The sequence below is a fragment of the Mycobacterium sp. E2238 genome (assembly GCF_001672665.1).
Classification (GTDB): Bacteria; Actinomycetota; Actinomycetes; order Mycobacteriales; family Mycobacteriaceae; genus Mycobacterium.
Window position 1 is genome coordinate 1 of sequence record NZ_LZKF01000209.1, and the last position, 11,496, is coordinate 11,496.

The window sequence follows — 11,496 nt, forward strand, 5'->3', positions numbered from 1 at the left end:
AGCACACCAACCCGCACCCGCAGAAGCGGGACATGGACGGCGGCAAGTACAGCTGGGTGATGTCGCCGCGCTGGTTCCACGGGTGGCGCCGGTCCACCGCGTTGCCCAGGGGATCGGTCTTGACGAACATCTCCTGCTCGGTCCAGTCGTCGTAATACGAACTGCCCAAAAGGATCCGAATGCCGAGGTTGATGTCCACCAGCGAGTGGGTGAGCAGTTTGCCGTCGACCACCACGCCCGGGGTCACGAACATGGCGTTGCCCCAGCGCTCCATGTCCTTGTATGCGAAGTTGCACACCTCGGGATCCTGGAAGGAGCCCCAGCAGCCGAGCAGGGTGCGGCGCAGCCCGACCTTCTCGTAGCCCGGCAGCGCCTCATAGAAGAAGTCGAACAGGTCGTCGTGCATGGGCACGACCTTCTTCATGAACTCCACGTAGCGCATGAGCCGGGTCATGTAGTCGGTCATCAGCTGAATCGTCGCGACGGTGCCGACCCCACCGGGGTACAGCGTGGACGGGTGCACGTGGCGACCCTCCATGAGGCAGAACATCTCTCGCGTCCAGCGGCTGACGGCCAGCGCCTCGCGGTAGAACTCGCCGGTGAACGGGTTGAGCGAGCGCATGATGTCGGCGATGGTCCGGTACCCGTGGGCGTCGGCCTGCGGCGCGGGCGTCTTCTCCGCCAGGGAAAGCACACTCGGATTGGTCTCGGACACCATCTTCTCGCAGAAGTCGACCCCGACCAGGTTCTCCTGAAAGATGTTGTGGTCGAACATGTATTCCGCGGCCTCGCCGAGGTTGACGATCCACTCACCGAGGTGCGGTGGCTTGACGCCGTACGCCATGTTCTGCGCGTAGCACGAGCAGGTGGCGTGGTTGTCGCCGCAGATACCGCAGATGCGGCTGGTGATGAAGTGGGCGTCGCGAGGATCTTTGCCCTTCATGAAGATCGAGTAGCCGCGGAATATCGACGAGGTGCTGTGGCACTCGACGACTTCGCGGTTCTCGAAGTCGATCTTGGTGTAGATGCCCAAGCTGCCCACGATCCTGGTGATGGGGTCCCAGGCCATGTCGACCAGTTGGCCGGGTTCCCGCTTGGCGTGGGTGGGCTCCGGAATGATGGTTGTCATCGCACTTCTTCTTCCCGCTGTGGGCTCTTGAGCTCGAGGGCTCAGATTGGAGAACGAAGCGCGCCCACCTGGTAGGTGACCTACCAGGTGCGGCGCGCTCCGGTGGTGAGTTGGTTACCGTTGTGACGCCACCGCGGTTCCTTGTCGACGGTGCGCGCCGTGATGCCCCGCAGACTGCGGATCACGGTTCCGTACAGGCCCGACGCGGTCGTGGAGACCTTGCCGCCCGGCGGCTCGTCCATGAAGGGCATGAACTTGTCGGGGAATCCCGGCATCGTGCAGCCGATGCAGATCCCACCCACGTTGGGGCAGCCGCCGACACCGTTGATCCATCCCCGCTTGGGCACGTTGCACTTGACGACGGGACCCCAACAGCCAAGCTTGACAATGCATTTCGGCGAGCCGTATTCGGTGGCGAAGTCGCCCTGCTCGTAGTATCCGGCCCGGTCGCAACCCTCGTGGACGGTGTTGCCGAACAACCACGCAGGACGCAGCGCGTCGTCGAGCGGAATCATCGGCGCCTGGCCCGTCGCCATGTAGAGCAGGTAGGTCAGCGTCTCCGACAGGTTGTCTGGATGGATGGGGCAACCGGGCACGCACACGATGGGAATGCCGGCCTTGCTCTTCCAGTCCCACCCCAGGTAGTCGGGCACCCCCATCGCGCCCGTCGGGTTACCGGCCATGGCGTGGATGCCGCCGTAGGTGGCGCAGGTCCCGACCGCCACGATCGCGGTGGCCTTGGGCGCCAGCCGGTCGAGCCACTCGCTGGTGGTCATCGGCTGGCCGGTGGCCGGGTCGTTGCCGAACCCGCACCAGTAGCCCTCTTCCTTGATCTTCTCGTTGGGGATCGAGCCCTCGACGACGAGGACGAAGGGTTCGAGCTCACCGCGGTCGGCTTTGAAGAACCATGAGAGGAAGTCGTCCGCGCCTCCGCTGGGTCCGCACTCGAAATCGATGAGCGGCCAGTGCACGGCGACCTTCGGAAGCCCCGGTAACGCCCCCAGGGCAATCTCCTCAACAGTGGGTTGGGTGGCGGCAGTCAACGCCACCGAATCGCCATCACAACTGAGCCCCGCATTAATCCATAGGACATGGATCAATGTTTCTTCCGCTTTGACTGCTGCTTCTGTTGGCATGCTGCAGCTTTCCGGGGCCGGGCTGGGGCCCCTGCGCTACCGGAGTCGACCGTCGGCCCACTTGCGCAGCGCTAATTTCTGGGTCTACTCTTCACCGCCCAGCGTGTCAACGCCTCTGCGGCACCAAGTAGTTAGACAACCGTTGCATACCCTTTCGCGCCGCTCGGGGCGGCAATCGTCGGCCGCGCCGATGCCGCGACATATGCAAAAGCCTTGCAAGTGCGGACCCGTCAGGCCGGCGCGTTCGCGGCGAATCGTCGCAGCCAGCCGAACCAGGCGCCCATCCCCGCCCCCGTCCGCGCACTGAGCGGCAGGATCGTCGCCGTCGCATTGACCTTGCGCACGTGGGCGATGTACTCGTCGACATCGACGTCGAGGTACGGAACCAAGTCAATCTTGTTGAGTAACACCACATCCACCGAGCGGAACATCACCGGGTACTTCAGCGGCTTGTCCTCGCCCTCGGTCACGGAGTAGACCATGGCCTTGGCGTGCTCGCCCACGTCGAACTCGGCCGGGCAGACCAGATTGCCCACGTTCTCGATGATCACCAGGTCCAGCGCGGGCAGGTCGAGACCCGGCAGTGCGCGGTTCACCATCGGCGCGTCGAGATGGCACTCGCCACCAAAACCATTGCTGGTGTTGAGCAGTGACACCTGGGCGCCTCGACCGCTGAGCTTGGCCGCGTCCAGGTCGGTGGCGATATCGCCCTCGATCACCCCGATGGCAAGCTCACCGGCGAGCTCGTCGAGCGTGGCCTGCAGAACGGTCGTCTTGCCCGATCCCGGCGAGCTCATCAGGTTGAGGGTGCGCACCCCGCTGCTCTCGAACGCCGCGCGGTTGGCATCGGCGAGCAAGTCGTTCTCCGCGAAGATCGCCTCCAGCACGTCGACCCGCTGCTTGCCGGTCTGGTATTGGCCATGATCGCCGTGGCGGTGATCCGGGTCGTCGTGCTCGTGGGTGTGCACGGTCCCGTCGTCATGCAGATGGAATCTACCCATGTCAAATCCGTTCGGGGCGAGTCGGTTTCACGAGACGTCCAACGACGTCACCAAGAATTCGTTGCCGCGCAACACCTCGACGTCGGAGCTATCGCACTCGGGGCACCAGATCGACCAGGCCGACGTGATCTCCGATTGCCGGCCGCACGCTCGGCAGCGCACCTCGGCGCCGACGCACTCGAGTTCCAGCTCGGCGCCGGGCATGTCCTCGGCGTCGCGCACGAGTGTCCAGCAGAACGACAGCGACTCGGGCACCACCTGGCGCAGCGCCCCGATCCGCACGCGCACCACGTCGACGTGCCGACCGTCGGCATGCGTCTTGACCACACCGGCGATCGCTTCGCACAGCGACAGCTCGTGCACAGCCGATCACCTGCATCCGCGCGCAGCGAGGCTCATGAGCACTGTTCTACACCGAAGGCCCAGGATGCGCAGCCGCTCTCAGGGCTCGCTGTTCAGGACGTCCACTTCTGTTCGAGGCGCCCGTAGCGCCAGACGAGCAGCGCCACCGCCCAGGTGACGACGAACGCGCCGACGATGAAATAGCCGACGGCGCCCAGGTCCAGCCGACCGATCCAGCTCCAGAACGCGCCCCGCCAGCCGAACTGCTCGGCGAACAGGGTGAGCAGTTCGACGCTGCCGATCAGCAGCGCGACGATCACCGACAGCGCGGTGATGGTGATGTTGTAGTAGATCTTGCGCACCGGATTCGAAAACGCCCAGCCGTAGGCGAAGTTCATGAACGAGCCGTCGATGGTGTCCAGGAGGCACATGCCCGCGGTGAACAGCACGGGCAGACACAGGATGGCGTACCACGGCAACCCGGCGGCCGCGCTGGTGCCCGCCAGTACCAGCAGCGCGATCTCGGTGGCGGTATCGAAGCCGAGCCCGAACAGCAGCCCGACCGGGTAGGAGTGCCACGACTTGGTGACCGATTTGGTGAAGCGGCGCAGGAATCGGTTCATCAGGCCCCGGTTGTCCAGGTGCCGTTCCAGCTCTGCCCCGTCGGTGTCGGGGTCATAACCACCGCGGCGCACCCGGGCGAACACCCGCAGGATGCCCACCAGCACCACGACGTTGAGGAGGGCGATCGCGTAGAGGAACACACCGGAGACGCCCGTGCCGATGAGTCCCGTGTAGTGATGCAGCTTCGAGGAGTCATCACGGACCGGCCCCACGATCGTCTTGACGCCGGACGCCAGCAGGAGCGCCAGCACGAAGACCACCGTGGAATGGCCCAGCGAGAAGAAGAATCCGACCGCAAGCGGCCGCTGCCCGTCGTTCATCAGTTTGCGGGTGGTGTTGTCGATGGCGGCGATGTGGTCCGCGTCGAACGCGTGCCGCATTCCCAGGGTGTAGGCCGTCAGCCCGACACCGACCCCGAATGCCTTGCCGCCCAGGCTGAATTGCGCCGGGGCCACGAAGGTCACCAAGGTGAACCAGCCGACCACGTGGAGCGCGACGATGACCGCCGACATCGACGCGAGCCGCCCCCACTCCGCCGGCGTCAGGGCGCTGCGCAGCCTGGTCGTCCACGACGGGCGCCGGCCGAGCTCAGTACTGGCCACTGGCACGACTGTAGGTGCCGCCGTCGACCAGATGCAAGTGGCTCGCAGGAACGCCGGGCCGATGCGGGCACCGAATTCCGTCGAAAAACTGGCGCGCCCACCGCGGCGGCGCGACACTGAACGGGTGACGCCCAAGCCGTCGGCACTGGACCCGTCCGTCACCGCCCGGATCGGCGATCTCCTGCGCGCCCGGGGGCTGCGCCGGATGTCCTCGCGGATCCAGGTGCTGGCGGTGCTCGAGCCGGTCGACGGCCACCTGCCGGTGGCGGAGATCCACAAGCGGTTGCGGGCCTGCCTGCCGCACGGAGCCCACGCCCCCGACGTTGCGACCATCTATCGCACGGTGACCACCCTGGTCGGCCAGGGGGTGCTGCATCCGTTGACCCTCGACGGCGGTGTCACCACCTACGGGATGGCCACCGCGCCGCACCACCACGCCGTGTGCACCGAATGCGGCTCGATCATCGAGGTGCCCGCTCGGCAGCTCAGTTCGGCGCTCGAACACGCGATGGCGGGCAGTTCCTTCGCGCTGTCCGAGGCCGCGGGGCTGACGCTGCACGGCCTGTGCCCGCAGTGCCAAAAGCCCTGAGCTCACCGAAGATCGAGTAGCGCGTTCTCGACCACCTCGGGCAGCGCCGGGTGAATCCAGTACTGGCCGCGGGCCATCTCGTGGGCGGTGAGCCCGAAGCTCATCGCCTGGATCAGCGGCTGGATGATCGACGACGCCTGGTGGCCCATGATGTGCGCACCCAGCAGACGGGCGGTGCTGCGCTCGGCGATCAGCTTGACTATCCCGGTGGTGTCCTCCATGGCCCAGCCGTAGGCGACGTCACCGTAGTCGTGGACCGCGACCGAGACGTCGAATCCCCGTGCGATGGCCTGATTTTCGGTCAGACCGACGGATGCCAACTGAGGGTCGGTGAACACCGCCGACGGCACGTGGCGGTGGTTGGTCATCACCATCGACTCGGTGTCGTCCCAGTCGCAGTGCAGGTTGTGCTGTACGACCCGGGCCTCGTGGTTGGCGACGTGCTTGAGCTGGTACGGCGACGAAACGTCGCCGAGGGCGAAAACGCCACGGGCCGAGGTCCGTTGGTATTCGTCGACCACTACCCGGCCGCTCTCGACCTCGACCCCGGCCTGTTCGGCGTCGAGCAGGTCGGCATTGGAAACCCGCCCGGTCGCGACCAGCAGCAGGTCGGCGTCAAGCGTCGACCCGTCGTCGAGCCGCAGCGCGACGCCGGAGCCGTTGTTGCTGCCGCCCACGACGTTTCGGTGCGTGCGCAGTTCCCATTTGGCCGCGGCGATGCGGGTGAAGCGTTTACAGATGGTGTCGTCACAGTGCCGCAGCATCGTGCTGCCGCGGATGACCAACGTCACCCGGACGCCGAGGGCGGAGAAGATGTGCGCGAATTCCGCCGCCACGAAGCCACTCCCGATGATCACCAGGTGCTCGGGCAACTCCGGGATGCGCATGATCGTGTCGCTGGTGTGATAGGCGACGCCGCAGTCGAGGATCGCGGGGGGAATGACCGGGCGGGACCCCGCCGCGATCACCACCTGATCCGCGGTGAATTCGTCACCGCCGTCCGTGCGCAATAGGTAGCGTCCGTCGGGCTGAACCGGCCCGAATCGGGTGTGCTGGTCGTACAAGTCGACGCTGGGTGACGCGCGGCGGTAATCTTCGCCGCTCATCGATATCGGGTCGATCCGCCCGAAGATCCGCGAGACGATGTCGTCCCAGCGGATCCGGTCGACGTGCGCGTCGACACCGAAGCGTGCCGCGTCCCGGATCGTCGTGGCGACTTCGGCGGCGTAGACGAACATCTTGGTCGGGATGCACCCGACGTTCAGGCAGGTGCCACCGAACGTGCCGTGCTCGCACAGCGCCGCACGCTTGCCGGTAAACCGATCGTCGAGAAGGGTGTTGCCCGAACCGGTTCCGATGATGGCGATGTCATAGGTCTCCAACTCCTCACCCCTTCCTCGAAGAGGGTTCGGTGCGGTCGGTGTGCAGGTAGCGGTCCAGCCAGAGGTCGAGCTGGCGGTAGGCCGCCTGCCGAGGCTGCGGCAGCGAGAGGAAGACGTCGTGTTTGGCGTCGCCGATCGGCACGATGGTGCTGTGATTCCCGATGCAACCGGCCCGCCTGGCGATCTGGGTGACGTCGAGAACCGCGTCGCCGCATTGCATGGACGCCGCGTCGCTGGTTTCCCGCACGGTGTGATCGGAGCGCAGGATGAGGTTCGGCACGCCGACGTCGAGCCCGCGGTGCAGCCGGGCGTGGCCGCGGCGGATGGCGTGCAGCCAGCCGAGCGTGATCGGGAAGCCGCCCACCGGTTTCCACTGCAGGTTGTAGTCGAACTCGCCGTGGTAGTCGCGGTGCAGGGTGGTGCCGTAACCACCCTCGGTGGGCGTCCGGACCACCCCCCTGGACCGCACGCGGGACAGGCCGGCGATCAGCGCCGAGGTCACCGAATGGCGCAACACCGCCGGGCCGTGCAGGTCCAGAAACGGGCTGTTGAGCACCAAACCGCCGATGCCGGCGTGGGCGGCGGCGTCGCGCCGGCGGAGCCGGTCCAGCCATAGCGACACGATGAGCCCACCTGAGGAATGGCCGTAGACCAAAACCTTGGCGGGTCGGTGGTGCTCGTGGATAGCCGCCAGGGCGTGGTCGAGTTCGGCGTCGTAGTCGTCGAGGTTGGTGATGAAGTGCGGTGTCTGGCCGTCGCGGCGCGACCGGCCGCATTTCTGTAGGTCCAGCGCGTAGAAGGCAAAGCCGCGGTCGGCGAAGTGGTCGGCCAGCGCCGTGTTGAAGAAGTAGTCGGTGTAGCCATGCACGGCCAGCACCGCGTGACCCGCGCCGGAGGGTCCGGCGGGCTCACCGCGCCGGATCAGCGTCGCCACGATCTCGCCCTCGCCGACCGGGTCGGGCCCAAGGGGGATGGTGCGCTGCCAATAACCGGGCAGGACATCGGGCACCCAGCCAGTCACGAGGCCAGCTTAGAGGTTTTGCTGGCCATGGGGAGGCGCACGCCGTCCATGCCGGGTTCGCCTCGGGATAGCCTGGGAACCTGCAGAGTCGACGGAAGGACCAGGAGCAGGTGTCATCGCTAGCCCGAACCGCACGGACGGACGTCGTGCTGGTGGGCGCGGGCATCATGAGCGCGACCCTGGGTGCGTTGCTGCGGCGGCTGCAGCCCGACTGGTCCATGACCATCGTCGAACGCCTGGACGCCGTCGCCGCCGAGAGCAGCAGCCCGTGGAACAACGCCGGCACCGGGCACTCCGCGCTGTGCGAGCTCAACTACACCCCGCAGAACCGGGACGGCTCGATCGACATCACCAAAGCGGTGCGCATCAACGAGCAGTTCCAGGTGAGCCGTCAATTCTGGGCCTACGCCGCCGAGAACGGGATCCTGACCGACACCGGCTTCCTCAACCCGCTCCCACACGTGAGCTTCGTGTGCGGGGCGCAGCGCGTCGAGTTCTTGCGCCGGCGGCAGCGGGCCCTGGCCACCAACCCGCTGTTCGCCGGCACCGAATTCATCGACGACCCGCACGAGTTCGCCCGCCGGCTGCCGTTCATGGCCGCCAGGCGCGACTTCTCCGAACCGACCGCGCTCAACTGGGCCCCCCATGGCACCGACGTCGACTTCGGTGCCCTGGCCCGCCAGCTCATCGGCTACTGCGTGCAGGGCGGCGCCACCGCGTTGTTCGGCCACGAGGTCCGCGACCTGAGCCGGCAATCGGACGGCAGCTGGACGCTGCTGATCCGCAATCGCCGCACCGGCGAAAAGCGCCGGCTGAACGCCAAATTCGTCTTCGTCGGGGCGGGCGGCGACGCGCTGCCGTTGCTGCAGAAGTCCGGCATCCCCGAGGTCAGGGGCTTCGCCGGATTCCCCATCGGCGGCCGGTTTCTGCGCACCGACAACCCGGCGCTCACCGCCGCGCACCGGGCCAAGGTGTACGGGGTCCCGGCGCCGGGCGCCCCGCCGCTCGGCGCGCTGCACCTGGACCTCCGGTTCGTCAACGGCAAGTCCTGGCTGGTGTTCGGGCCGTACGCCGGCTGGTCACCCAAGTTCTTGAAACACGGCCGCCTCAGCGACCTGCCCCGCTCGGTGAAACCGGACAACGCGCTGTCCATGCTCGGGGTCGGCCTCACCCAGCTGACACTGATCAGCTATCTGATCCGTCAGCTGCGGCTGTCCGAACCGGACCGCATCCACGCGCTGCGCGAATTCGCCCCCAGCGCAGAGGATTCCGACTGGGAACTGACCGTGGCCGGTCAGCGCGTACAGGTGATCAGGCGAGACCGGCGCAAGGGCGGCGTGCTGGACTTCAGCACCACCGTGCTGGCCGCCGCCGACGGCAGCATCGCCGGGCTGCTGGGAGCCTCGCCTGGAGCATCGACGGCCGTGGCGGCCATGCTCGAGGTGTTGCAGCGGTGCTTCGCCGGCCGCTATCGATCCTGGCTGCCCACGCTCAAAGAGATGGTGCCGTCGCTGGGGGTGGAGCTGTCCCGCGAGCCGGCGTTGTACGACGAGGTGTGGTCGTGGGGAACCGAGGTCTTGGGGTTGAAGTCCGATTCGGGGGTCCGGTCATGAGTGAAGCGTTGCGTCGGTCCTGGGCCAAAGACCTTGACGCCCAGACCCTTTACGAACTACTCAAGCTGCGGGTGGAGGTGTTCGTGGTGGAGCAGGCCTGCCCGTACCCGGAGCTGGACGGGCGCGACCTGCTCGCCGAAACCCGGCACTTCTGGCTGGAGACGCCCGACGGCGAGGTGATCTGCACGTTGCGGTTGATGGAGGAGCACGCCGGCGGCCGAAAGACGTTCCGGATCGGCCGGTTGTGCACCAAACGCAGCGCGCGCGGGCAGGGCCACACCACCCGGCTGCTGCGCGCCGCCCTGGCCGAGGTCGGCGACTACCCGTGCCGCATCGACGCGCAGACCTATCTGTCCGACATGTACGCCCAACACGGGTTCGTCCGCGCCGGTGACGATTTCGTCGACGACGGCGTCCCGCATGTACCGATGCTCAAGCCCGGCTCCGGCCTGACGGAGCTACCGTGAAGCCGTATCCGTTCAGTGCGATCGTCGGGCACGACCAGCTGCGCCTCGCGCTGCTGTTGTGCGCCGTGCGCCCGGAGATCGGCGGTGCGCTCATCCGGGGCGAGAAGGGCACGGCCAAGTCGACGGCCGTGCGCGGCCTGGCGGCGTTGTTGTCCGAGGCGACCGGTGACGCGGGCGCCGGCCTGGTCGAAATGCCGCTCGGCGCAACCGAAGACCGGGTGATCGGCTCGCTGGACCTGCAGCGGGTGCTGCGCGACGGCGAGCACGCGTTCTCGCCGGGGCTGTTGGCCCGCGCGCACGGCGGCGTGCTGTACGTCGACGAGGTCAACCTGCTGCACGACCACCTGGTGGACGTGCTGCTCGACGCCGCGGCGATGGGCCGGGTGCACATCGAACGCGACGGCATCTCGCATTCGCACGAGGCCCGGTTCGTGCTGATCGGCACCATGAATCCCGAGGAGGGCGAACTGCGTCCGCAGCTGCTGGACCGGTTCGGCCTCACCGTCGACGTGCACGCGTCCCGTGACGTCGACGTGCGGGTGGAAGTCGTCCGGCAGCGCATGGCCTACGAGGCCGACCCGGACGCGTTCGCCGAGCGTTACGCCGACGCGGAGGCCGAACTGGCCCGGCGCATCGCCGCCGCTCGGGCGCTCGTCGGCCAGGTGGTATTGCCCGACAGCGAGTTACGGCGCATCGCTTCGGTGTGCGCGGCGTTCGACGTCGACGGGATGAGGGCCGATCTGGTGGTGGCCCGCACCGCCGCCGCGCACGCCGCCTGGCGTGGGGCCACGTCCGTCGAAGAGCAGGACGTCCGGGTGGCCGCCGAGCTGGCGTTGCCGCATCGGCGCCGCCGCGACCCATTCGACGAACCCGGCATCGACCGCGACCAGCTCGACGAGGCGCTGGCCCAGGCCGGCGACGAACGCGAGCCCGAGCCCGACCCGCCGGGCGGCGGTCAGTCCGCGGAAGACCCTGCGCCGCAATCGAACTCGTCTGGAGTCCCGAAGCCACAACCGCCGCGCCCCAGCGCGCCGCCGTCGAAGACCTTCCGCGCCCGCGCGCTGACGGTGCCCGGGGTCGGCGCGGGGGCGCCCGGGCGGCGATCGCGGGCCCGCAACGCCAGCGGCAGCGTGATCGCGGCCACCGACGGAAACGACACGAGTTCCGGTGCGCACGGGCTGCACCTGTTCGCCACCCTGCTGTCGGCCGCCGAACGTGCCGGGGCCGGCCCCCTGCGCCCGGGGCCGGATGACGTGCGACGGGCGATCCGGGAGGGGCGCGAAGGCAACCTGGTCATCTTCGTCGTGGACGCGTCGGGCTCGATGGCGGCGCGCGATCGAATGGCCGCGGTGAGTGGCGCGACGCTGTCGCTGCTGCGCGACGCCTACCAGCGCCGCGACAAGGTCGCCGTGATCACGTTCCGCCAGCGGGAGGCGCGGCTGCTGCTGCCGCCCACGTCGTCGGCGCACGTCGCCGGCCGGCGGCTGGCCCGATTCGACACCGGCGGCAGGACCCCGCTGGCCGAAGGCCTGCTCGCCGCGCGTGAACTGGTCGTCCGGGAGAAGGCACGTGACCGGGCCCGGCGTTCGT

At 67.8% G+C, this 11,496-nt stretch carries 11 protein-coding genes; 4 read left to right on the forward strand and 7 right to left on the reverse strand.

Translation table 11 applies throughout. From position 1 onward, the window contains the following. The 5 genes from A5711_RS19230 to A5711_RS19250 all read right to left on the reverse strand — a co-directional run. The coding region (locus A5711_RS19230; RefSeq protein ID WP_231971928.1) for a nickel-dependent hydrogenase large subunit at window positions 1-1,129 on the reverse strand (1,129 nt) is incomplete at its 3' end. Between the two features lie 80 nt (window positions 1,130-1,209). Further along, window positions 1,210-2,265 carry a hydrogenase expression protein HypE gene (locus A5711_RS19235; RefSeq protein WP_067949284.1) on the reverse strand — a complete coding sequence of 352 codons (1,056 nt, stop codon included), beginning with the start codon at window positions 2,263-2,265 and terminating at the stop codon, window positions 1,210-1,212. 230 nt (window positions 2,266-2,495) lie between these two features. Then, window positions 2,496-3,266, reverse strand: coding sequence for a hydrogenase nickel incorporation protein HypB (gene hypB, locus A5711_RS19240; RefSeq protein WP_067949286.1), 771 nt, complete (start codon window positions 3,264-3,266; stop codon window positions 2,496-2,498). A gap of 27 nt (window positions 3,267-3,293) precedes the next feature. Beyond that, window positions 3,294-3,629: a hydrogenase maturation nickel metallochaperone HypA gene (locus tag A5711_RS19245; protein WP_067949288.1), complete on the reverse strand. Its 336-nt coding sequence runs from the start codon at window positions 3,627-3,629 to the stop codon at window positions 3,294-3,296. Between the two features lie 92 nt (window positions 3,630-3,721). Further along, window positions 3,722-4,834, reverse strand: a complete 1,113-nt coding sequence (locus tag A5711_RS19250; RefSeq protein ID WP_067949291.1) for a HoxN/HupN/NixA family nickel/cobalt transporter — start codon at window positions 4,832-4,834, stop codon at window positions 3,722-3,724. Window positions 4,835-4,958: 124 nt separating this feature from the next. On the opposite strand from A5711_RS19250, the gene A5711_RS19255 reads away from it, so the two are divergent. After that, on the forward strand, window positions 4,959-5,423 hold the full coding sequence (locus A5711_RS19255) for a Fur family transcriptional regulator (RefSeq protein ID WP_067949301.1): 465 nt from the start codon (window positions 4,959-4,961) through the stop codon (window positions 5,421-5,423). Window positions 5,424-5,425: 2 nt separating this feature from the next. Here the strand turns inward: A5711_RS19255 and mtr are convergent, their stop codons facing one another. Together mtr and A5711_RS19265 are read right to left on the reverse strand one after the other, a co-directional pair. Then, window positions 5,426-6,805: a mycothione reductase gene (mtr, locus tag A5711_RS19260; RefSeq protein ID WP_067949293.1), complete on the reverse strand. Its 1,380-nt coding sequence runs from the start codon at window positions 6,803-6,805 to the stop codon at window positions 5,426-5,428. A gap of 4 nt (window positions 6,806-6,809) precedes the next feature. Then, window positions 6,810-7,826, reverse strand: a complete 1,017-nt coding sequence (locus A5711_RS19265; protein WP_067949295.1) for an alpha/beta hydrolase — start codon at window positions 7,824-7,826, stop codon at window positions 6,810-6,812. Window positions 7,827-7,936: 110 nt separating this feature from the next. Between A5711_RS19265 and mqo the strand changes: the two genes are divergently transcribed. From mqo to A5711_RS19280, 3 genes are all read left to right on the forward strand, one after another. Continuing rightward, window positions 7,937-9,439 carry a malate dehydrogenase (quinone) gene (mqo, locus tag A5711_RS19270; protein WP_082975775.1) on the forward strand — a complete coding sequence of 501 codons (1,503 nt, stop codon included), beginning with the start codon at window positions 7,937-7,939 and terminating at the stop codon, window positions 9,437-9,439. Next, window positions 9,436-9,906: a GNAT family N-acetyltransferase gene (locus tag A5711_RS19275; RefSeq protein ID WP_067949297.1), complete on the forward strand. Its 471-nt coding sequence runs from the start codon at window positions 9,436-9,438 to the stop codon at window positions 9,904-9,906. The genes mqo and A5711_RS19275 overlap by 4 nt, the downstream gene beginning before the upstream one ends. After that, a partial coding sequence (locus A5711_RS19280) for an AAA family ATPase (protein WP_067949299.1) occupies window positions 9,903-11,496 on the forward strand: 1,594 nt, incomplete at its 3' end. The genes A5711_RS19275 and A5711_RS19280, both read left to right, overlap by 4 nt.